Source organism: Streptomyces sp. NPDC048603 (assembly GCF_043199475.1).
GTDB lineage: Bacteria > Actinomycetota > Actinomycetes > Streptomycetales > Streptomycetaceae > Streptomyces.
Genome location: NZ_JBICVY010000006.1, coordinates 161,199 through 182,802, shown reverse-complemented (window position 1 = coordinate 182,802; position 21,604 = coordinate 161,199). Strand labels below are relative to the sequence as shown.

Below are 21,604 nucleotides of genomic sequence, written 5' to 3'. Positions count from 1 at the left end.
GCACGGCTTCCTGGGAGAGCTCCGGTGACCCTTCCCGTCGCCCTCACCCTCGCCGCCGCCCTCCTGGCCACCGTGTTCCTCGTCTACGGGTTGCACGCGTACGCCAAGGGCCGCGCCGAACGCACCGCCCTGATCAACCGCCTCTCCGACTCCGGTGAGCCCGAGCAGACCGGCCGCAGGCGCCGCTTCCGGGGCGTGGACCGGCGCCTCCGCCGCACCACGCTCGGCCGCCGCATCGAGCTGAAGCTCGCCACGACCGGCCTGGACCTCACCCCCGGCGAGTTCTTCGTCTACATGACCGCCTCGGTCGCCGGCGTCTGGATCGTCGCGTCATCCCTCCTCGCACCGTTCTTCGGCCCGGTGGCCGGCCTGATCGGCCTGTGGTCGGCGAACGCCTTCCTCAACTGGCAGCGGGCCCGCCGTACGGAGCGCTTCATCAACCAGCTCCCCGAACTGGCCCGCATCCTCGCCAACGCCACCCAGGCCGGCCTCGCCCTCCGCACGGCCATCGGCATAGCTGCGGAGGAGCTGGAAGCCCCGGCGGGCGAGGAACTCGGCCGCGTCGCCAACCGCCTCGCCGTAGGACACTCCATCGAGGAGTCCCTGGGCGAACTCGCCGACCGCCTCCCCTCCCGCGAACTCTCGGTCCTGGTCTCCACGCTCGTCCTGTCCTCCCGGGCAGGCGGCGCGATCGTGGGCAGCCTCCGCAACCTCACCATCACCCTGGAACAGCGCAAGGAGACGCGGCGCGAGGTCCGCACCCAGCTCTCCCAGGTCACGGTGACGGCCTACCTCATGCCCTTCATCGGCCTGGGCTCCCTGCTCATGGTCGACGCGATGATGCCCGGCGCCCTGGAACGCATGACAGGAGCCATCCCCGGCCAGATCGCCGTCCTGGTGGCCCTCGGCCTCTTCGCCCTGGGCTTCGTCTCCATCCGCCGCCTGTCGAAGATCGAGGTGTGAGCCGATGGTCCTCCTCGCCCTCGCCCTGGCCGCGTCCCTCTCCGTCCTCGGCATCTTCCACGGCATCCGCCTCTACCGCTCCGAGGTCGCCCTACCCCCCGACCTCGCCCTGGCCCTGGAAGTCGGATCCACCCGCACCACGGCCGTCGGCTCGGTGGTCGACCGCATGGGCATCCGCTACGCGCCCCTCGTCCTGCGACTGATGGGCCCCAAGCGGGTGGCGGCCAAACGCCTCCAGATCGACCGGGCCGGCAACCCCTCGGGCCTCACCATCGACCGATACGCGGCGCGCCGCGCGGTGTACGGCGCCCTGGGTGCGGTGGGCGCCTTCGCGATGCTCATCAACGGCCGGCTGCTGCTCGCCCTGCTCATGGTGGCCTTCGGCCTGTTCTGGATCGAGGCGGGCCTGTGGTCGGCGATCCGCATCCGCCGCGACAACATCGAACGCACCCTCCCGGACTTCCTGGACGTCCTGGCGGTGGTCGTCAGCGCAGGCCTCGGCTTCCGCCAGGCCCTGGAACGCGTCGCGGAACGCTACAGGGGCCCTTGGTCGGACGAAATCCGCATCACCCTCCAGCAGATGGACATGGGCGTCAGCCGCCGCGAGGCCTTCGCCGACCTCCGCCGCCGCAACGACAGCGAACAGGTCGCCCAGTTCGTCACGGCCCTCCAGCAGGGCGAGGAACTCGGCTCCCCGATCGTCGAAACCCTCATCGCCATCGCCGAGGACATGCGCCGCACGGACGCCCAGAGCGCGCGGCGGCGCGCAGCCAGGGCGGTCCCCAAAGCAACCTTCGTGGTCACGACGTTCATGCTCCCGGGCACGATGATCCTCCTGCTCGGCGGCTTCATCTACGGCGCGGACATCGACTTCGGTGCGCTGCTCGGAGGTGGCTGATGACTCGCGTACTCATCGCCGACGACAACCCGGTGATCCGAGCAGGCCTGGCAGCTCTGCTCTCCCGGTACGGCGACCTCCAGGTCGTCGCCCAGGCGACGAACGGCGGCGACGCCCTGGCCCTCACCCGCCGGCACCGTCCGGACGTGGTCCTGCTGGACGTCCGCCTGCCGGGTGTGGACGGCATGTCCGCCCTGCCGCACCTGGCGCAGCTGGCATCCGTCCTGATGCTCACGTACAGCCGTGAGCCGGAAGTCATCCGCGAGTCGTTACTCCTGGGCGCGAACGGCTACTTGGTGCACGGCGAATTCACGCCGGATGACCTCGCTCGCGCGGTCCGCGATGTCCTGACCGGCCTCGCGTACTTCACACCGACGGCGGCGAGTGCGGTCCTGGCGGACCTCCGGGCGAGAGGGTCTTCGCATGAGCAACGAACTGTGGCACAGTCGACGGAGCGAGTCCCCAACCATGCTGAGTTCGGCCTGAGTTCGCGGGAGGTGGAAGTGATGGATCTGATCGCGTCCGGGATGTCGAACCAGCAGATCGCCGCCACCTGCTTCATCAGCGAGAAGACGGTCAAGAACCACATCAACCGCATCTTCGCGAAGTTGCAGAGCGGGAGCCGCAGCGAGGCCATAGCGAGGTGGCTGGGAACGATCCGTTCGGGGGTGCCGGGTCATGGGTAGGGGCTGTGGGCACTGGGTCCGCAGATGGGTCCCCGGACCCTTTGCACCCGTGGGGGGCGTTCCGTACCGTCCGCGAGTCGACAGCGGGACCGGACCGGGAGGGGACCCCTATGAGGAACCTCAAGTGGCGACGGCAGTTGGGAAGAGACGAAGGTCAGACGGCCTTCGAGTACCTGGGCATTGTTGTGGTCATCGTGCTGATCATCGGCGCGATCGTGGGAACAGGTCTGGCGGGGACCATCGCCAACGCCATCGCTCAGGCTGTGGAGGACATCACGAGCCAAGGCGGCTGAGCCGCACTGCGAATCGGGACAGTGGGCAGGCTTTCCCCCTCTACGTGGGGATGTTCGCCCTACTGCTGTTTGCGGCGTTCGCCTTCTTCGTGGTGGGAATGGCGGGGGCTACCCGTAGCCAGGCGCAGGGTGCCGCTGACGCAGCAGCGTTGGCGGCCGCCCGCGACGTCCGGGACAACGTCTTTTCTGGCCTGGATTTGACCGAGCTTAGGCCGGAGGATTGGCAAGGCATCCTCGATGGCAAAGGGTTTGACGCAAGCGATGCATGTGCAGCTGCCGAAGAGCTCGCAGGGTTGAACAGAGCGAACGAGGTGCGGGCCGGCTGCGAGGTGGCGCTTCCGAGGTTCACCGTTAGTGTGCAGACGGATGACCCGGTGGGTAAGTCAGTTATCCCGGGGACACAGAACGGGCATGCCACCGCTACCGCCACAGCAGTGATCGAACCACGCTGCTGGCTTGCGCCAGTGCCAACACCCGGCCCTACGCCGCCCCCGACTGACCCGCCCGATGGGGGAACCGGCAAGCCGGATCCCGATCCGATCGACTTCGAATGCGTTGAGGGAAAAGCCTTCAAGCTGGATCCTCTGAACCCAGGAGAACTGTCCGATCTGGCACGAAGCATGTTCAAGGTGCGGCTGGACGGCTAATGGCGGTACGAGAGACAAGGAAACTGGCAGGGATGAGCGTTCGGCGGATGGCGAAGACCCGCGGGGGAGCAGCCGTAGGCGTAGCGGTGGTCCTAGCCCTCACGCTGGCTGGGTGCGGTATAGGCGACGACGAGAAGCCCAAGGCCGAACAGGCCAGCCCGACAGCGAGGACTGGCAACACGCCTGCCCCTGGCAGCACCAGTGCAGCACCCCAGGAAGCTCTTGCTACATCCAAGGGGCCGGCAAGTGTGTCGCTGGTAGTTACCTCCGCAGTGCGCGATCAGGGTGGCTTTCTCACCGTGAGCGGAGTGGTCAAGAACAGTGGTTCGCAGGCCTTTGTGCAGACGGCGTTGTGGCGCGGGGACGAGAAGAACTCCAGCCCGGCATCGGTGGCTGGAGCTACTGCGGTCGATCGAGTAGGTAAGAAGCGGTACTACGTGCTGCGGGACACAGAGGGAAGGTGCCTATGCACGACGGGGCTGACACGCATCGCAGCTGGTGAGGAAGTGCCCTTCTTTGCCCAGTTCCCGGCCCCCCCGTCTACGTCCACTGAGGTGGAATTCAGCATCCCTACCTTCGCCGCAGCGACCGTGAAGATCTCGGGGTGACCCCATGACCACACGCCATCGCACAGCCGCCGCCACAGCCATAGCGGGCATGGTCATAGCTGGGGCCCACCTCATCGGCGCCACCAGCGCATACGCCGACGACCCAGCCCCCTCCGTGCCGCCAGGCACGGAGCCGGTCACCGCCGCCCCGGTGAACATCGACTCGAACTCGCCTGGGCTCAAGATGCCTCAGGGCGGCGTCCTCGCGGCGCCCAAGGTGCTGGACATCGCCGAAGTAGTCGAAGACCTCGGCGGTGAGGAGCGGCGCCAGGAGACCAATCAGAACGTCATGATGGCCCTCCAGGCCGAGGTCCTCTTCCCTGAGGACAGCGACGTCCTCAACGCCCAGGCCGCCGCCCGCATCCAGGCCATCGGCCAGGAGATCAACCAGCAGAAGGCGGTCCAGGTCCGCGTCTTCGGTTTCACCGACGACCAGGGCAGCTACGAGCACGGCAAGGTGCTCTCCAAGAAGCGCGCCGACGCCGTCCAGCGCGAGCTGGCCAAGACGGTCACCAACCCCTCCGTCACCTTCGACATCCGCGGCTACAGCGAGGACTACCCGATCGCCGACAACAAGACCGAGGAAGGCCGCAAGAAGAACCGCCGCGTCGAGATCACCTTCCCCCGAGGCGCGACCAAGCAGTAGTTGTCCGGAAGGGTGGTTCGGTGAGCTACATGCAGTGGGAGGACATCTACGAGGAGGCGTGGAAGCGCCCGGCCTCGCTGGCGGGCCGGCGGTGCCCGGAGTGCGGGCGAGAGGACCTCAACCTGATCTTCATAGCCTGGGAGATGTCGGACGGTAAGGTCTCGGCCGCACTCTGGTGCGGCGCGTGCCTCCACGGAATCAGTATCTGCAATGGCATCAGGCCGAAGGCCGGACACGTCTGGAGCCGGGACGACGCGGAGCGCGAAAGGCCGGTGCCCAACTTCACGCTGATTCCACCGGAGTGGACTCCATAGCCCCGACCGCAGCCGGCACCTGAACCGCTCCGGTGGATGCACGCTCCCGCTGGACTCGTGGGCCGGATCCAGTGGGCGTACGCGTGACCGCCACGCCGGGCGAGATCCTGGAATTGGTCAACGCCGAACGCGCGAAGAGCGGCTGCCCGGCCCTGAAGGAGAACGCGCAACTCGCCAAGGCCGCCCAGCCCTTCGCGGAGGACGCGAGCAAGAACAACCTGGACGACCACACCGGTTCCGACGGCTCCTCCCCCGAACAGCGGATCGCGGCCGCCGGCTACGTCGACAGCGGTGTCTGCATCAGCGGCACCTACGTGGTGCAGGTCTTCGGGCCGCCTGCGTGAAACCGTCCACTGACGGAGGGCCGCCGGTGCGGCGGGTGAGGGCCGTGCCTCGAACGCGATGGTAATGGTCGCTGAGCGTAGGCACCCCTATACTTCGGTGGGTGCAGCACACGACCATCAGGCGCGCCGGCGCCCTTGACGCAGGCTGTCTCACCTCGCTGATGCAGCAGTCCAGCGCCTATCAGGGGCGGTACGCCTCGATCATCTCCGGATACGAGGTCACGGCGGACTACATCGCCCGGCATCAGGTCTTCGTTGCCGTCGATGCGGGCGGCGCGGTGCTGGGCTTTTACACGGGTGGTGGAGCCGCCGGAGCTGGACCTGGCTTTCGTGGCGGATGAAGCGCAGGGTCTGGGCATCGGCCGACTCCTGATCGAGCACATGATGGGTGAGGCTCGCAGGTTCGGCCTCACTGGCGTACGCGTGGTCTCCCATCCCCCGGCAGAGCAGTTCTACCGGCGCTTGGGGGCAGAACTCGTAGGCACGATCGCTCCGTTGCCACCGAAGGTCACCTGGGAGCGCGCGGAGTTGCAGTTCACCGTTCCCGCGCTGGGCTCGTAGCCGAGTCAGCCTGTCAGCGCAGGTCGAGTCGCATGAGGACCCGGGGATGACCGGCCAGTACCGAGGTGGTGTCGGCGGCGTGGGTGAATCCCGCGCGCTCGAAGTTCTTCCGGATCCCGGCGTACGCCATCGTCGTGTCCACCTGAGCGTCCCCGTTGTCCAGGGGATACGCCTCGATCGCCGGTGCGCCGTGGGAGCGGGCGAACTCGACCGCCCCGACGATCAGGGCGTGCGAGACCCCCTGCCGACGATGACCAGGGCGTACGCGGATGCACCACAGCGACCACACCGGCAGTTCGTCAACGTGCGGGATGGTGCGGCTGCGGGCGAAGGACGTGGCCGACCGCGGTGCCACTGCAGCCCAGCCGACCGGCTCGTCGCCGTCATAGGCGAGCACCCCGGGAGGGGGCTCCGTGCGGCACAGTTGGGCGACGTACTCGCCACGGGCCGGCCCGCGGAGTTCGTTGTTGAGCTTGGACGGGATCCGGTAGCTCAGACACCAGCAGACGTTGGCACCAGGTGACTTCGGGCCCACCAGGGCCCGGACATCCTCGAACACCGATGCCGGGCGAACTTCAAGGGTCATGCCGCCACGATGTCACGACGTCCATGACGACGCTGGTGCGAATTTCTGCGGATGGGCCGGTTCCCGTGGCCGGAGGAGTATCCGGAGGCGGTGGTCGATTTCGTGCGCCGCGCGGTGGAGCTGCCGAAGGCTACGCCGGTTATGGGGGGTGGCCGTACGGCGGTGCGGAAGCGGCGGGCTGGTCTGCTTGCCGGGAATCGGATCGCCATCAACGGAGTTGGTGGGGGATGAGCCGTTAATTGGAGGGTCATGCGAGCGATTCAGGTGTACGAAGTGGGCGGTCCCGAGGTGCTGCAGGAGGCCGAGGTGGACCAGCCGCGGCCGGGTCCGGGCGAGGCGGTCGTGGAGGTCGCCGCATCCGGGGTCAACTTCCTCGACGTCTACCACCGCGAGGGCCGGTACAGCCTCCCGCTGCCCTTCACCCCGGGCACTGAGGGCGCCGGCACGGTCGTCGAAGTCGGACCCGGCGTCGCTGACGTCGCGGTCGGGGACCGGGTCGGTTGGGTGGAGATTCCCGGCACGTATGCCGAGCGGGCCGTCGTGGACTCCTCCCGGCTGGTGCCGCTGCCCGACGACATCGGCTTCGAGACAGCCGCCGCCGTGCTCCTCCAAGGCATGACCGCGCACTATCTCGTCAAGGACGCCTACCCGGTTCAGGGGGGCGACACGGTGCTCGTGCATGCGGCTGCCGGTGGCATGGGGCTGCTTTTGACCCAGCTCATCACCCATCTCGGCGGCAGGGTGATCGGCACGACGTCGACCGCGGCGAAGGCCGAGCTGGCGAAGCGTGCCGGGGCCGCCGAGGTGATCCTTTCCTCCGCAGTCGACGATCTCGCAGCCGAGGTGAGGCGGCTCAACGGCGGTCAGGGACTGCCGGTTGTCTTCGACGGCGTCGGCGCGCACACCTTCGATGCGAGCCTCGCCAGCCTGCGAACCCGCGGCCATCTCGTGCTCTTCGGCGCGGCAAGTGGTGCCGTGCCGCCGTTTGATCCGATGCGGCTCGCCCACGGCGGTTCGCTGACCCTGATCCGCCCCAGCCTCGGGGACTTCATCGCCGATCGGTCCGAACTGCTCCGACGGGCCGCCGATGTGTTCGAGTGGGTGCGCTCCAAGGCGCTTGAGGTCACCGTGACGGGCCGCTACGCATTGTCCGAGGCCGCCCAGGCCCACAGCGATCTGGAGGCTCGGCGTACCACCGGCAAGCTGCTCGTCGTACCCGATGCGGCCGCTATTGGACGCCGCGAGGAGACGCAGAGCTGATCGCGGGTGACGAGGTCGGGGATCTTGGAGACTGAGATGTCGAGGGCATGGCCGACCGTCATCGCCAAGATCCCCGACAGCGTCAGGCACTCAGCAGCCGAGACCTGGCTCACCCGTCCGCAACCTCCCGGGACGGAACATCTAGAGCTCGTCCCTACCGCAACTGCCGTGTGCGGTACCCATGACCTGCGAGGCCTGCTTCCCGGTGAGCTCAAGCTCCTGCTTGGTCTTGATGGCCTGATCGACGAGGGCCTGCCCGTAGGCGAGGCAGAGCGCGTTGCCATGGGCCACGAGCACGTCGTCGTTGATGCGGTCCAGATCCGGGTAGTGCTTCCGGATCGACCTGAGGTAGAGCTTGGCCGACAGTCCTGTCAGCCCGCGTGCTTCGGCGGGGGCCGCTGACGGGCTCGCGGACGGGGCGGCCGATGCGGACACGGACGGCGTGGCGGCCGGTGTCGCCGAGGCACTCGCCCCAGCGCCACCGGACGGGCCGCATGCCGAGGCGCCGAGAGCGGTGAGCGTAAGACAGACGGCGAGCAGGGGCAGACGCTGGTGCATGAATCTCCTGGTACACGAGTGAACCGATGGATTCTCGCCCATACCCGGCGGACTGCACGACTGTATTTTCCTGCGGAGTGGCGGGGCTCTGCCGCCCATTGATCACAACTCGCCGCACGCCTCAGAGCAGGTGGTCCGCCTTGCCGGCCTTGATGTCCCGGATGAGGGCCTGGAGAGCGGCCCTGCTGTCGGTCAGCGGGCGGTCTTCCTGGCCGGCCACGGCGATGTAGCTGTTGCCGTCCCCGTCCACCCCGATCCGGTAGCAGGCGTTACCTTCTGCGCAGTACGGGTTTTCCCACTCGATGTCCGGCATGCCGACTCCCCTCAGAGTTCCTTGCTGATCGTGCGGATGAGATCGCGGGAATCCGATGGTGAGAGCGCGATCCGCTCCATCCAGTCCAGGTGTGCTTGGTACTTCCCCAACTGGGCCTGCTCGTGCAGGAATTCCGGGCCATGTGTGCTGTCCACCTGGACTGTGTCCAGTTGGGGTACAGGCCCCTCGGCGTAGAGGATCGTCTGCCCGGCGCCGGGGAACGCGCCGGCCGTGAAGGGGATGACTCGCAGGTTCACGTTCTCTCGCTCTGCATGCGCGAGCAGGGCCACAAGCTGCGCCTTGGCCACCCCGGCCCCGCCGAACTGCATGCGCAGGGCGGCTTCGTGCACGAGGCTCGTGTACGTGACTGCGGATGGCCCGGTAAGGATCTCCTGACGCTCCAGCCGGAAGGCGACGCGGAGGGCGATGTCCTGCTCGCTGAGTGCAGGTACGCCGGCCCGGAAGATGGCCAGGGCGTGATCGGCGGTCTGCAACAGGCCGGGGATGTGCAGGGCCAGCGAGGTGCGCATGCCCGACGCGTGCGCCTCTAGCTCTGCGATATCCAGCAAGCCGGCCGGCATCCGATCCCTGTATCGGTCCCACCAGCCTCGCTTGCGGCGTCCGGTCATGGCGGCCAGTGCCGAAACGTAAGGCCCGTTGGTGCAGCCGTAGTTCGCGGTCAGGATGCGTAGGCGCTCCACGCTGATGGTCCGAGTGCCCGATTCGATGTTCGGGACCTTCCCCCGATCCATGCCGAGTAGCCCAGCTGCGAACTCGGCTGTGAGGCCGGCGCTCAGGCGCAGTTGGCGCAGCTCGGCCCCCAGTCGCCGTTGACGGTACGTCGGCAATGTCCTTGGTGGCATGTCGGAAGTCTGCCGCTAACCGCTTCTCGGGTCCATGAGTGGCTAGGCAGCCAAGAGTTGGTGGCACGGTAGCCACCTTTTCCCCTACAGTGAGTAGCGCACCGCTTACGCAAGGCGAGTTGAAGTGCATCGCGCGGCCCTGCCCGCACGCTCCCTCCCCCGGAGGGGCGGGTCCGTGCGAGGGGAGACAGGCCACACTCGCCGCCCGTGCCGCACACGAACGGTCCGCGTCAGCCCCTGTGCGCGTCGAGCTTCCGAACCGAACCGTCAACGCTGTCACCGCAGATGACATCTGGGAGCCGAAGATGATCCTTCCCTTCACCCACCCCGCCCCCGCCCGGTGCCCCCTCGCCCGGGACTCGGCAGACACCCCACAACCCGCATCGCCCGACCTGCTCACGTGCAGCGTGACCCTGCCCGCCGGGCCCCGCGCGGCGGCCGTCGCGCGGCAGACCGTACGGGCCGCGCTGCACGCCTACGCGCTCGCCCCGCTCGAGCCAACCGCCGTACAGGCCGCGTCCGAACTCGTCGGCTCCGCCTGGCGGATGGACCCCGAAGGGGAGCTGTACCTGTCGGTCCGTTTCCGCGACGGCTCGCTCCGTCTGATCGCCTACGACGGGCACACCGAGCACACCCACCCCCGCCTCGCCGCGCACTGCGAGGCCCGGCGTCGGGCCACCCTCCGCGTCCTGGCCGCCGTCGTGCGCGACCACGGCGGCGACTGGGGGTTCGGGCCCTCCCGGGAGCCCGGCGGCGGCACCCGGACCTGGGTCAGCCTTCCGCATCGGCCCCCGGCGCGACCGGTACTCCAGGGGTCTCCCCGGCCGTGAGCGGGGTCGGCCGGTGAGTCCCGGTGCGCCACCTACCGGTATCGGCATCCTGTTCCACCGGTTGTCCATCCCCAGCCGAAGCCGATACCTGGACAGCAAGCCGTACGGCGATCAAGCTGCCGCGACGGAAGAACTTTTTTGGCCTGGAACGATCATCTGTGATTCTCTTGTGATCAAGCCGGGGGGGACGGCGATCTGCACAACGACCTTGCCCACCCCCTGTGTTGGTCAGGGAGGAACCCACTCTCCGACCAGATCGATCCGCGGCATCCGCAGCGGAGACCAACGGAAAACGTGGGGAAGCAATGCAGCGAAAGACGGCAATCCGAGGTGCGGCAGTTCTGCTCGCGGGCGGCGTTCTGCTGGGCACGGCCCCGGCCATGGCGGCCGACCTGAGCTCGAACCACCGTGGTGTCGCGTACGCGTACAGCACCGGCACCAACACGCGCAGCGCCATCAAGGACACGCGCGCCGATGACCGCTCGGTCTACGTGCAGTACTACCGCACCAGCAACAACGAGGTGCGCACCGTCCACAACAAGAGCGGCAACGGGACCACGGTCACCAGCCCTTCTGGTGCCACCGTGTGGAAGCTCCGCGCGTGCGAGGTCATCGAGTGGGCTCCGGACCAGTGCGGAAGCTGGGACTCCAGCCGCTGACAGCGTGATCGGCGCGTAGGCACGACGCCGAGAGCATGAGGCACGAACGGGGCCACCGCCGGACACTCGCCAGGCGGTGGCCCCGTTGTCATTTCAGTGAGGGAAACATGGAACCAGCAATCAGCGATACACGAGCCGCCCGGCGGAACGCGTCTCGGACCGTGGCACTCGAGCTGGCCTCCCTGCGCCACTCGATCGGCGATCGCGTCCTGTTCGACGGTCTCGACCTGACGTTGTTGGCCGGCGAGTCCGCAGCCATCATGGGCCCCAGCGGAAGCGGCAAGAGCACCCTGCTCTCGTGCGCCCTGGGACTCGTCAAAGCGGACGGAGCCGTACGGGTCGCGGGTACCGACATCGGCCGGCTGAGCGGTCGTCGCCTTGCCGAACACCGGCGGACGACGGTCGGTGTGGTCTTCCAGTTCGGTGAACTGCTGCCCGAACTCAGTCCGGTGGAGAACGTCGCCCTCGCCGCCCTGCTCTCCGGTACCTCCCGGCGGACCGCGTACGCCGAGGCGGCCGCGTTGCTCGGCGAGCTCGGAGTCCCGGTGGCGGACACGCCCACCTCCTCCCTCTCCGGCGGAGAGCGTCAGCGCACCGCCGTCGCCCGCGCCCTCATCAACAGTCCGTCCCTCCTGCTAGCCGACGAGCCCACCGGCGCGCTCGACGAGGCGAACCGGGAGAGCGTCGCCGACATGCTCTTCTCCCTGCCCGAGCAGCGCGGCTGCGCCCTGCTGGTGGTGACGCACGATCCGCAGGTGGCGGCCAGGGCCGACCGGACCTGGACGCTGTCCGGCGGAGTCCTCACCGAACGGGCCGCGTCATGACCTCGCTCCGCAGCAACGCCGCACTGTGCTGGCACCTCGTCCGCATCGGCTCCGCCGCCCGGCGCGCCGGCGACTCCATCCGCGCCGTGGCCCTCGCCTGCGCCACCCTCGCCCTGACCGTCACCGTCACCGCCGTGGTCCTCGTCTTCGCCTCGTACGAGGGCCGGGACGCCCGGGCGGCGGCCCGCGGCCCGGTGTTCACGCAGTCGGCGACGGCCTCCGGGGCCAAGGCCCTGTGGAACGAGCGGACCGATCAGCTCTTGGACCGCACCGCGTTCTCGGTGGTCTACATCGAGCCCCTGGTCCCGGACGCACCGCTGCCGCCCGGGGTGTCGAAGTGGCCCGAGCCCGGTCAGGCGGTCATGAGCGGCGCGCTCCTCGACGCGGGCGCCGCGGAAGGGATCAAGAGCCGGTACGGGACCGTCGGAGGCGTCATCAAAGCCTCCGGTCTCACGTCCCCGGGCGAACTGCTGGTCTACGCCCGCCCGCACACCGGTCTGGGGGGTCCCGGAGTGATGCAGCCGATCTCCGGCTACGGCAGCGACACACCGTTCCCCCTCGGTGACGCCACCGCGCCCGAACCGGTCTTCATGATCCTCAACGTGCTCCTCTTCATGGCCGTGCTGCCCGCCGGCGCCCTCGCGATCACCGCGGCCCGTACCGGCGCCGCCGCACGCGACCGGCGTACCGCGCTGCTGACGGCACTCGGCGGGGGCCGGCCGGCACGTGCCGCCATGAACGTCGGCGAGGCCCTGGTCCCCACGGCCACGGGAGCACTCATCGGCGCCGTCGCGAACATCACCGTGATGTGCACGGATCTGCCCCTGCCGGTCGTCGACTTCACCATCGCATCCGTCGACGCCCGCAACTCCTGGCCGATGCTGCTCCTCGCGCCGGTGATCGGCGGACTGCTCGTCCTCCTCGCCGTGGTCCTCACGCACCCGGCGCAGCGCGGACACGGGCACGAGACCCGGCCGCGCCCCGCGTCCTCGCGGCTGCCGCGCTGGTGGCCGTACGTCTTCCCGGTCGCGTTGATCATCGCGATCCGCGGGCCCGAGTGGGCCACCAGCCCGATGGCACGGCAGACGATCTACGTTCTCGGGCTCGTCGGGACACTGGCCACCCTGCCCTCCGTCATCACCCTGCTCTCCGCGGCCGCCGGACGCGGGCTCGCCCGGGCGGGCCGCCGCACCGGACGTTCCGGCGCGCTGCTGGCCGGCCGCTGGATGGCGGCGTGGCCCGGCGCGGTCGCGCGACTCACGGCCGGGGTGGTGATCGCCTTCGTGGTCATCGGCCAGACCCAGCTGTGGTACGCCCGCACGACGGGGCCGGCGGTCGACGCCGCGTACACCGAGGCACGCGTGGGCCGGAGTGTCCTTCTCGTGGGGATGCCGGAGACCACACCCTCGGCGAAGCCCTTCCTCGACGCCCTTCCCAGCCAGGTGCGGGACCTCCGTGTGGGCATGGACCACACGAAGGGCACATTGGAGATCACCGGCCGCTGTGATGCGCTCCGGGCGCTTTCGCTCCCGTGCTCGGGCACGGCCACGGAGGTCGACCCCCGCGACCCCGCGTTCGACATCCGCGTCCATGAGATGTCCAACTGGCTTGGAGGAGTCGGCGGCTTCTTCGTACGCGCCACGGACACGCCGACCGGGAACTCGATCCTTCTGGTGAGCGCCGACGGGAAGGACCTGCCCGTCCCCGAGGTGAAACAGGCCGCCAACGCCCATCTCGGCATCTCCCCACGAGTGGCCACGATCACGGGCGAGTGGCTGGGAGGCGCGAAGGAGCTGACGGAGAAGAGCCTGTGGCTCATGCTCTTCGGAGCCTTCGGCGCCGTGGTCGTCGCGATCTCCATCGTGGTCGGAAACCTCTCGGAGTTCATCCGGTACGCCCAGCGCATGCACTCCTTGAGCGTCCTGACGGGCCGGCGGGCGATCTACTTCAGCGCCTCCTTCTTCTCCCTGTTCCTGCCACTCGTCGCGGCCTCCGGGCTGGGTCTGGTCGCACATGTGTGGCTGGCCTCCCCCCTGACCTCGGGCACCTACCGCAACGAGCACTTCGACATCTCCTGGCCCCTGCTGTACGGCATCGGGGCCGGCGCCGGTCTCACCGCTCTGCTGGTCTGGATCTGGGGAGCGGCAGCCGCCTCCCGGCAGAAGGCCGCCTGGCGCCCGAGCGCCGACTGAGCACGTCGTTCGACGTCGCGTCGCCCCCACCGGTCGGCCCTCTGCCTTCGCCGCAGCGTGCTCTGTATGATCCAGCCCCCAGCCAGGGGAGGGGGACGGGCGGTATGGAGGGCTTAGGGCCGTCGGGCCCGACGCACGTGGGGCCGTTCCGGGTGGTCGGTGTGCTTGGCCAGGGCGGGATGGGCCGGGTGCTGTTGGGGCTGGCGCCGGACGGGCGGCTCGTGGCGGTCAAGCAGGTGCTGACCCGGTTCGCCGACGACGACGGGTTCCGGGCCCGGTTCCGGCGTGAGGTCGCCGCCTCGCGCAAGGTGTCGGCCGCCTACACGGCGGCCGTGATGGAGGCCGACGCGGACGCACCGACGCCGTGGCTCGCCTCGGTGTTCGTGGCCGGACCGTCGCTGGGTGCCGTGGCAGTGGAGTCGGGCCGGCTGCCCGAGGTCGTGGTCCACCGGCTCGCGGCCGGGCTGGCGTCGGCTCTGGTGGAGATCCACCGGGCGGGGCTGATCCACCGGGACCTCAAGCCGGACAACGTGCTCCTCGCCGAGGACGGAGTGCGGGTGATCGACCTCGGTATCGCGCGCACGGCGGAGAGCGAGGGCAGTACCGGGCTGACCCGGACCGGCTGGGTGATCGGCTCGCCCGCGTTCATGTCGCCCGAGCAGGCCGAGGGGAAGCGGCTGACGGCGGCGAGCGACGTGTTCTCGCTCGGATCGGTGCTGGTCCTGGCGCTGACGGGCAGCAGCCCGTTCGCACGGGAGTCCACCCTGCAGACGCTGTACGACGTGGTGCACTCCGAGCCGGACCTGAGTGCCGTGCCGGCGGGGCTGCGGGGGATCGTGGAACGGTGCCTGGCCAAGGATCCGTTGGCCAGGCCGTCCCCGGCGGAGTTGCTGGAGCTCCTCGGGCCGGTCGCCCCGGCCGGGCGGCATTGGCCGTCGGCCGTGTACCGGATGATCGCCGAGCAGCGGGCCGCCATCGACCGTCTGCTCGGCCATGGCCCGGGCCACACCGACGTGTCCGAGCGGCCCGAGGAACAGGTATCGGAGTCGGTTCCGGTGCCGGATTCCGCGCCCGAGCCGGAGCCTTTGCTCACGGCGGCCGAGCCTGTGGCCGAGCCGGTAACCGGGCCTGCACCCAGACCTGTACCTATACCTATACCTGTGCCTGTGCCTGCGCCTGCGCCTGCGCCTGCGCCAGGACCCGTACCCGAGCCCGCCGCCACCCCCGAGCGCGGCACCCCCGAGCGCGGCGGCACCCCGCCGGTCGCCGCCCTCCGGCACCCGACACCGCCGCGCCCGGCGCTCCTCCGGCGGCGGACCGCGGCGCTGGTGGCTGCCGGTGTGCTCGGAGCGACCGCGTACGCGGTGTACGGCCTGACTCGGGGAACCGATGCCGAGCCGTACAACGGCCTGCCGGCCTGTGGGCAGCTGACAGCCACGCTGCCGCTGGTGGGCCGGGAATCGACGGACGATTTCCACACCGAGACTTCCGGCTTCGCGCAGACGCAGTGCAGCTGGTACGAGGTGCAGACGGTTTTCCGTACGAAGTCAGCGGTGGTCCGGTGGGAGGCGAATCTCGGTGCGGGCGCGGTCCGTGACGCGGCGGCCCGGCTGGAGGGTTTCCGCGAGGCCGGGGGCTGGCGGAAGGAGGGGGCGGGCATCGGCCTCGGTGACGAAGCGTTCTGGAGCGATCCCGGCGGCGATTGGAAGTGCACGCTCGTGGTCCGCGAGGACAACCTGGCGGTCTCGGTGAGCATGCTGGCCGAGTCGGACTGTGACCGGACGGTCAAGGACGTGGCCAGGGCAGCGATCAGGGCTGTGCCCCGCTGAACCGGCCGACGGAGGTCCCCCGGCCCCGGACCCGTCGCTGCGGTGGGCCGTCGAGGTGAGTCCGTTACGGCATTGGGTGTCCCGTCGTGGTGTCGACTCGGGGTTGCCGGGCCCTGCCCCGCCGATCATGTGGGGCGAATCCGCCGGCCCCGCCCGTGCGACGGACGGCGACGTGCCGCGTCCGGGCCGGGATACCGGGAGGTCCCGATTGTCGAGGAGGGCCATGCGTCCCGTGCGCGTACTGAGGCTGTTGCTGGGGGCCGTACCCCTGCTGGCGAGTCTGGCGTTCGCGCCCGGCGCCGTACAGGCCCGGGCGGCCGAGCCCGGGGACCGACAGCAGTCGGTCACGGCACCGGCTGCCCCCGGACCCGGGGCGGAGAAGAAGCAGGGGACGTCGAAGCCGGTGTGCTCGCCCAAGCCCGGCCGGGCCGCCTGTTCGTCCCTGATCCGGACGGACCTGCCGGCGGTCCGGAACCTGGCCCCGGGCACCCTGCCGGAGGGCCTCGGCCCTCGCGACATCCGCAGCGCCTACCAGCTGCCCTTCGGGGCCGGCCGGGGCCGGACCGTGGCACTCGTCACCGCTTTCCACTACCCGACCGCCGAGGCCGACCTGGCCACCTACCGCAGCACGTACGGCCTGCCGCCGTGCACCACGGCCAACGGCTGCTTCGACCAGGTCTTCGCGACGGGCAACCAGCCGCCCGTCGACGCCGGCTGGGCGCTGGAGGCCGCCATCGACATCGACGCTGTCAGCGCGGCCTGCCCCGCCTGCAACATCGTGCTCGTCGAAGCCGCCAGCGACACGATCGGTGACCTGCTCACCGCCGTCCAGGTGGCCCGTACGCGCTTCGACGACAACACGCCGCAGGCCAAGTACATCTCCATGAGCTGGGGCGACGGGGAGAACAACATCCAGCCGGTCATCGACCCGGTCTACTTCGACTTCCCCGGGGTCGCGTTCGTCGGGTCTTCCGGCAACACCGGTGGCGTCACCAACTGGCCCGCCATCTCCCAGTACGTCACCGGAGTCGGCGGCACCCGCCTCAACCAGCCGTTCCCGATTCCCGGTCCGCAGCAGAACCGCCCGGGCGGCTGGTACGAGACCGCCTGGTCCGGCTCCGGCTGCGGATTCTCCGCGTTCCAGCCGAAGCCGCCGTGGCAGGGCGCCTTCTGCAACTGCCGCACCAACGCGGACGTCTCCGCCGTCGCGGACCCCTTGACCGGCATCGCCATCTACACGACGACTCCCCCACCGGTGGGGCCGTCGGGCTGGCTGATCGCCGGTGGCACGAGCGTCGCCGCACCGCTGGTCGCATCCATGTTCGCCCTCGCCGGCACCCCCGGCCCCAATGACCGCCCCGCCTCCTACCCCTACGCCAACCCCCGGGCGTTCTGGGACATCGACCGGGGCACCGCCGGCGCCTTCTCCGCCGGCCTCGGCTACGACCTGCCCAGCGGTCTGGGCAGCCCGCGCGGAGTCCGCGGCTTCCGCCGCTGACCCCGCGCCCCGAGCGGAACCAGCCAGACCAGCGCCCGGCCGGCTCAGCCCCGGCCGGGCGCGGTGCTGACGCCACCCGGCGGGGCGGGAGGCGGTGGTACGGCCGGGCGCTGACCGGCGCCGCGGGTCACCGGTAGGGGTAGACGATCCCGATCACGCCCAGCCAGAGGCACCCGCCGACGAGCAGCCCGAGGAAGGTGCGCTTCAGGACCACCATGAGCAGGGTCTCCGTGGGGGCGTGGCGGCTCGGCCGCTGCGGGTCGTAGACGACGTGGATGTTCTCCGTCGAGCGGCGGGGGGCGTGCTGCGAATACTCGTTGCCCATGGTGTCGGTGAACTTGTAGTAGCCGGACTGCTTGCCGTTCGGGTAGTACTTCTGGGCGGCCAGCACGGTGACGCCCCGCCGGGCGAGCACCACCCGGTCGGAGATGTCGGAGACGAAAGCGGCGGCGCACAGCAGGCTGAAGAGCAGCCAGGGCACCGAGAGGAAGGCGAACATGCCTTCGTCCACGCCGTATGTGTGGCCGACCCAGTAGACGTAGCCGCCGTAGGCGAGCAGGACGGCCGCGATCCCGGCAACCACCCACCACATCTTGATTTCGCCGGTGGTGGCTTCGGTGGTGACCAAGGCACTGCCCGCAGGGTCGCGCTCCTCGGGGAGGGCCGCTTCGAGGGCGGTGAGGAACATGCCGGTGGCGGTCGGGTTGCCGCCCTCGATGCGTTGGACGACACCGTCGGTCAGGACGATCTTGAGGGCCTTGTCCCCGTCGGGGTGGACCTCACGCACGGCGGCGAGGGGTATCTTCTTGCGCTCCTTGAACCGTTCGATCTTCAGCGAGTCGGGGGTGAGGATCGTGGAGACGTCGCCCTTGGCGAGGATTTGGGGAGAGATCACGGCCCGTTCGACCGCCGCCTCCGCCGGGAGGTTGTACGCGCGCAGCGGGTAAGGCGCCGCCCCGCCCCGGGATAGGGAAGCTGCCCGATCCGGCGGGGGCTCCTCAGTCCGCAGGGTGAGACGCGTGACAGAAGACAAGACGGGAGCCGTGCGCAGGGGCGGGCGGCGGGCCGTGCTGCGCGACCGGAACGCGCGGCTCTATCTCGGTGCCGTGCTGGTCTCGGGCTTCGGCACCTCGGCCTTCTGGCTGGCGGCCGGCGTGTGGGTGAAGACCCTCACGGGCTCCGACGGCCTGGCCGCGCTCACCTTCCTCGCGATGTGGCTGGCCACCCCCTTCGGCCCGCTGCTGGGCACGATCGCGGACCGGGTACGGCGCAAACCCCTGCTGATCGGCGTCAACCTCGGCCTCGCCGTGCTGCTGCTGTCCCTGCTCGCGGTGGACTCGGCGAACGACCTGTGGATCCTCTTCGCGGTGCTGGTGGCGTACGGGGTGGGCGGGGTCGTTCAGGACGCGGCCGAGGCCGCCCTGATCGCGGTGGCCGTCGACCGCGCGCTGCTCGCCGACTTCAACGGGCTGCGGATGGCCGCGAACGAGGGGATGAAGCTCGTCGCGCCCCTCGCCGGAGCTGCGCTGTGCGTGCGGTTCGGCGGGCAGTGGGTGGCGGTGCTCGACGCCGTCAGCTTTCTCCTGGCCGCCTGGATCCTCACCCGGCTGCCGGTGACCGAGAAGGCGCCGGTGCGCGATCCCGGCACGGACGGCGGCGGCCGGTGGGCCGAGACCGCCGCGGGCGTCCGCGCCCTCTGGGACCGGCCGCACCTCCGCGCCCTCACCCTCGCCGCCGGAGCCGTCATGGCCGGCGCCGGCCTCGGCAGCTCCTTCCTCTACGCCCTGGTCGACGACGGGCTGAACCACTCGCCCGCCTTCCTCGGCGTCCTCTACACCGCCCAGGGCATCGGCTCCATCGCCGCCGGGCTGCTCGCGGGCACCCTCATGCGCCGCTGCCCGCCCCACACCTACGCGGCCGCCGGCATCACCCTCTTCGGCACGGCGGTCGCCCTGCGTGCCCTGCCGTACGACGCCACCGCCCTGGCCTGCAGCGTGGTCATCGGCGCCGGCCTGCCCTGCGTGATCATCGCCGCGCTGACCGCCGTACAGCAGGACGTGCCCACCGAACTCGTCGGGCGCGCCGCGGCCGGGGCCAACGCCCTCCTCTACGCCCCGAACGCGCTGGCTCTCGCCATCGGCCCGGCCCTGGTCCCCGTCGTCGACCACCGGCTGGCCCTGCCGCTGATCGGCGCGGCGGTGGTGGCCGTGGGCGCTGCCCTGGCCACCGCGCGGGCGGGGCGCGGTGGCTCCCTTTGAGTGGAATGCGGCCCGCGCGCGGGGGCGGCACATGGATCCGGCACCCCGCCGCGGGAGAGAGTGCACCCCGTCTGTGCGGGTGGTGTCCTTCCAGCGAGGGGAACGGTGTTTCTTATGCGGAGCTCGAAGCCTGCCGTCCGGTGGCGGCGCCGGAGGCGGTTCCTGGCCGGGATGACCGGTGCGATGTTCCTCGCCGCGCTGCTCGGCGCTCCGGCGGCCCACGCGCAGTTCCACCCTGCGGTGAACTACGTCGTCGGCACCAACCCGCAGAACCTGGCGCTGGGGGACTTCGACGACGACGGCGACCTCGACATCGCCTCCGCGAACTTCACCAGCAGCGACGTCTCGGTGCTGCTGAACAACGGCAGCGGTGTCTTCGGCACGAAGACGGACTTCGGCGCGGACTTCGGGTCCGCGTCGGTGGCGGTGGCCGACTTCAACGGCGACGGCCTCCTCGACCTGGTGTCCGCGAATTCCCAGGCCGACAACGTCTCGGTGCTGCTGGGCAACGGGGACGGAACGTTCCAGTCCGCCCTGGACTCCACTGTGGGCAGTGGGCCGACCTCGGTGGAGGCGGGCGACTTCAACTCCGACGGCATCCCCGATCTGGCCACCGCGAACGACCCCGGCGGCGATGTGTCGGTGCTGCTGGGCGACGGCGACGGAACGTTCCAGGCCGCCGTGAACTACCCGGCGGACCTGGGGGCGTTCACGGTGAAGGCGGGAGACTTCAACGGAGACGGCAACCTCGACCTCGTCTCCTCCAACCGGCTGGCCGACAACGTGTCGGTGCTGCTGGGCAACGGGGACGGAACGTTCGGCACGGCCACCGACTTCCCGGCGGGCGACCAGCCGTTCTCGGTGGTCGTGGCCGACCTCGACGGCAATGCCGTTCTCGACCTGGCCGTCGCGAACTCCAGCACCGGCAGTGTGTCGGTCCTGGTGGGCACCGGAACCGGCTCGTTCGGTGCCCCCGTCACCTACAACGCCGGCAGCCTGACGAGATGGGTGACGGCGGGCGACATCAACGGCGACGGCAACCTCGATCTGATCACCGCGAACGCCGGCAGCAACAGCGTCGCGGTGCTGCTGGGCAACGGGAACGCCACGTTCGGCGCGCCCCAGCCCTTCGGCGTGGGCTCCTTCCCGACCGGGGTGGTGGTGGGGAACCTCGACGGCGACGCCCGCCCCGACGTGGCCGCCGCCAACCTCTTCAGCGACAGCGTGTCGGTGCTGCTGGATGCCGCCGCGTCGGCCACCACGCTGGCCTCGTCGCTCAACCCCTCCCTGGCCGGCGATTCGGTGACCTTCACCGCCACGGTGTTCGGCAACGAGGGCACGCCGACCGGCACGGTCACCTTCAAGGACGGCGCGACCGTCCTGGGCAGCGACACACTCGACGGCTCGGGCATGGCGACGTTCACCACCAACGCCCTGACCGTCGGAACCCACCCCATCAGCGCCGAGTACGGCGGCAGCACCACCTACGAGACCTCCGTCAGCAACATCGTCAACCAGGTCGTGAACGCCAGGACCTGCGCCACCGCCGACGCCACGATCACCGGCACGGACGGCAAGGACTTCATCACCGGCACCCCGAACAACGACGTGATCTTCGCGCTGCGCGGCAACGACGTCGTCAACGGTGCCGGAGGCGATGACCTCATCTGCGGCGGCCCCGGGAACGACACCCTGACCGGCGGCACCGGTAACGACCGCATCGAGGGCGGCACCAACAACGACGTGATCAACGGCAACGACAGCAACGACGAGCTGCTCGGCGGCGACGGCAACGACACGATCGGCGGGGACGGCGGGAACGACGCCCTCTTCGGTGAAGCGGGCAACGACAGCCTCAACGGCGGCACCGGCACCAACACCAACGACGGCGGCTCCGGCCGGAACACCTGCACCAACCCGGCCGCCGGACTGAACTGCACGAACTGACCCTCCGCACACCACCGCGTGCCCCCT

22 protein-coding genes and 1 pseudogene are annotated in these 21,604 nt (G+C 69.9%); 18 read left to right on the top strand and 5 right to left on the bottom strand.

The window, feature by feature from the left end; genetic code table 11:
- Positions 1 to 24 precede the first annotated feature (24 nt).
- The 9 genes and pseudogenes from ACGFQ9_RS16430 (at position 25) to ACGFQ9_RS16390 (ending at position 5,960) form a co-directional block, all read left to right on the top strand.
- Positions 25 to 963, top strand: coding sequence for a type II secretion system F family protein (locus tag ACGFQ9_RS16430; RefSeq protein WP_393574473.1), 939 nt, complete (start codon positions 25 to 27; stop codon positions 961 to 963).
- Positions 964 to 967: 4 nt separating this feature from the next.
- Positions 968 to 1,861: a DUF5936 domain-containing protein gene (locus ACGFQ9_RS16425; protein ID WP_393574472.1), complete on the top strand. Its 894-nt coding sequence runs from the start codon at positions 968 to 970 to the stop codon at positions 1,859 to 1,861.
- Positions 1,861 to 2,547 carry a response regulator gene (locus tag ACGFQ9_RS16420; RefSeq protein ID WP_393574471.1) on the top strand — a complete coding sequence of 229 codons (687 nt, stop codon included), beginning with the start codon at positions 1,861 to 1,863 and terminating at the stop codon, positions 2,545 to 2,547. Before ACGFQ9_RS16425 ends, ACGFQ9_RS16420 begins: the two co-directional genes overlap by 1 nt.
- Positions 2,548 to 2,657: 110 nt before the next feature.
- The gene (locus ACGFQ9_RS16415) at positions 2,658 to 2,840 is read left to right on the top strand and encodes a hypothetical protein (RefSeq protein WP_393574470.1); all 183 of its coding nucleotides are present in this window, start codon (positions 2,658 to 2,660) and stop codon (positions 2,838 to 2,840) included.
- Positions 2,837 to 3,487, top strand: coding sequence for a pilus assembly protein TadG-related protein (locus ACGFQ9_RS16410; RefSeq protein WP_393574764.1), 651 nt, complete (start codon positions 2,837 to 2,839; stop codon positions 3,485 to 3,487). The genes ACGFQ9_RS16415 and ACGFQ9_RS16410 overlap by 4 nt, the downstream gene beginning before the upstream one ends.
- A gap of 612 nt (positions 3,488 to 4,099) precedes the next feature.
- Entirely contained in the window at positions 4,100 to 4,741 is a 642-nt protein-coding gene (locus ACGFQ9_RS16405) for an OmpA family protein (protein ID WP_393574469.1), read from the top strand.
- A gap of 20 nt (positions 4,742 to 4,761) precedes the next feature.
- On the top strand, positions 4,762 to 5,055 hold the full coding sequence (locus ACGFQ9_RS16400) for a hypothetical protein (protein ID WP_393574468.1): 294 nt from the start codon (positions 4,762 to 4,764) through the stop codon (positions 5,053 to 5,055).
- A gap of 83 nt (positions 5,056 to 5,138) precedes the next feature.
- Complete coding sequence (locus tag ACGFQ9_RS16395; RefSeq protein ID WP_393574467.1) at positions 5,139 to 5,399, top strand: CAP domain-containing protein; 261 nt, start codon at positions 5,139 to 5,141, stop codon at positions 5,397 to 5,399.
- Between the two features lie 161 nt (positions 5,400 to 5,560).
- Positions 5,561 to 5,960, top strand: a pseudogene (locus ACGFQ9_RS16390) (GNAT family N-acetyltransferase).
- Positions 5,961 to 5,973: 13 nt separating this feature from the next.
- Here ACGFQ9_RS16390 and ACGFQ9_RS16385 read toward each other — a convergent pair.
- Positions 5,974 to 6,546 carry a GNAT family N-acetyltransferase gene (locus tag ACGFQ9_RS16385; protein ID WP_393574466.1) on the bottom strand — a complete coding sequence of 191 codons (573 nt, stop codon included), beginning with the start codon at positions 6,544 to 6,546 and terminating at the stop codon, positions 5,974 to 5,976.
- Between the two features lie 249 nt (positions 6,547 to 6,795).
- Between ACGFQ9_RS16385 and ACGFQ9_RS16380 the strand changes: the two genes are divergently transcribed.
- Positions 6,796 to 7,806 (top strand): quinone oxidoreductase family protein, encoded by a 1,011-nt coding sequence (locus ACGFQ9_RS16380; protein ID WP_393574465.1) that lies wholly within the window; start codon positions 6,796 to 6,798, stop codon positions 7,804 to 7,806.
- A 141-nt stretch (positions 7,807 to 7,947) separates the two neighbouring features.
- Here the strand turns inward: ACGFQ9_RS16380 and ACGFQ9_RS16375 are convergent, their stop codons facing one another.
- The 3 genes from ACGFQ9_RS16375 to ACGFQ9_RS16365 form a co-directional block, all read right to left on the bottom strand.
- Positions 7,948 to 8,364 carry a hypothetical protein gene (locus tag ACGFQ9_RS16375; RefSeq protein WP_393574464.1) on the bottom strand — a complete coding sequence of 139 codons (417 nt, stop codon included), beginning with the start codon at positions 8,362 to 8,364 and terminating at the stop codon, positions 7,948 to 7,950.
- A 121-nt stretch (positions 8,365 to 8,485) separates the two neighbouring features.
- Positions 8,486 to 8,677: a hypothetical protein gene (locus ACGFQ9_RS16370; protein WP_393574463.1), complete on the bottom strand. Its 192-nt coding sequence runs from the start codon at positions 8,675 to 8,677 to the stop codon at positions 8,486 to 8,488.
- Positions 8,678 to 8,688: 11 nt separating this feature from the next.
- Positions 8,689 to 9,540 (bottom strand): helix-turn-helix domain-containing protein, encoded by an 852-nt coding sequence (locus tag ACGFQ9_RS16365; protein WP_393574462.1) that lies wholly within the window; start codon positions 9,538 to 9,540, stop codon positions 8,689 to 8,691.
- 305 nt (positions 9,541 to 9,845) lie between these two features.
- On the opposite strand from ACGFQ9_RS16365, the gene ACGFQ9_RS16360 reads away from it, so the two are divergent.
- The 6 genes from ACGFQ9_RS16360 to ACGFQ9_RS16335 all read left to right on the top strand — a co-directional run bounded on the left by ACGFQ9_RS16360 (position 9,846) and on the right by ACGFQ9_RS16335 (position 17,372).
- Positions 9,846 to 10,370, top strand: a complete 525-nt coding sequence (locus tag ACGFQ9_RS16360; protein ID WP_393574461.1) for an ATP-binding protein — start codon at positions 9,846 to 9,848, stop codon at positions 10,368 to 10,370.
- 305 nt (positions 10,371 to 10,675) lie between these two features.
- Complete coding sequence (locus tag ACGFQ9_RS16355; RefSeq protein WP_393574460.1) at positions 10,676 to 11,029, top strand: hypothetical protein; 354 nt, start codon at positions 10,676 to 10,678, stop codon at positions 11,027 to 11,029.
- A 107-nt stretch (positions 11,030 to 11,136) separates the two neighbouring features.
- Positions 11,137 to 11,853, top strand: coding sequence for an ABC transporter ATP-binding protein (locus tag ACGFQ9_RS16350; protein ID WP_393574459.1), 717 nt, complete (start codon positions 11,137 to 11,139; stop codon positions 11,851 to 11,853).
- Complete coding sequence (locus tag ACGFQ9_RS16345) at positions 11,850 to 14,045, top strand: hypothetical protein (RefSeq protein ID WP_393574458.1); 2,196 nt, start codon at positions 11,850 to 11,852, stop codon at positions 14,043 to 14,045. The genes ACGFQ9_RS16350 and ACGFQ9_RS16345 overlap by 4 nt, the downstream gene beginning before the upstream one ends.
- Positions 14,046 to 14,206: 161 nt before the next feature.
- Complete coding sequence (locus tag ACGFQ9_RS16340) at positions 14,207 to 15,874, top strand: serine/threonine-protein kinase (RefSeq protein ID WP_393574457.1); 1,668 nt, start codon at positions 14,207 to 14,209, stop codon at positions 15,872 to 15,874.
- 223 nt (positions 15,875 to 16,097) lie between these two features.
- Positions 16,098 to 17,372 carry a S8 family serine peptidase gene (locus tag ACGFQ9_RS16335; RefSeq protein WP_393574456.1) on the top strand — a complete coding sequence of 425 codons (1,275 nt, stop codon included), beginning with the start codon at positions 16,098 to 16,100 and terminating at the stop codon, positions 17,370 to 17,372.
- Positions 17,373 to 17,499: 127 nt separating this feature from the next.
- Here the strand turns inward: ACGFQ9_RS16335 and ACGFQ9_RS16330 are convergent, their stop codons facing one another.
- Positions 17,500 to 18,267 (bottom strand): hypothetical protein, encoded by a 768-nt coding sequence (locus ACGFQ9_RS16330; RefSeq protein ID WP_393574455.1) that lies wholly within the window; start codon positions 18,265 to 18,267, stop codon positions 17,500 to 17,502.
- Between the two features lie 124 nt (positions 18,268 to 18,391).
- Here ACGFQ9_RS16330 and ACGFQ9_RS16325 point away from each other — a divergent pair, with 124 nt between their 5' ends.
- A complete protein-coding gene (locus ACGFQ9_RS16325) occupies positions 18,392 to 19,630 on the top strand; it encodes an MFS transporter (protein WP_393574454.1) in 1,239 nt (412 codons plus the stop codon).
- 171 nt (positions 19,631 to 19,801) lie between these two features.
- Positions 19,802 to 21,577, top strand: coding sequence for an FG-GAP-like repeat-containing protein (locus ACGFQ9_RS16320; RefSeq protein ID WP_393574453.1), 1,776 nt, complete (start codon positions 19,802 to 19,804; stop codon positions 21,575 to 21,577).
- Positions 21,578 to 21,604 lie beyond the last annotated feature (27 nt).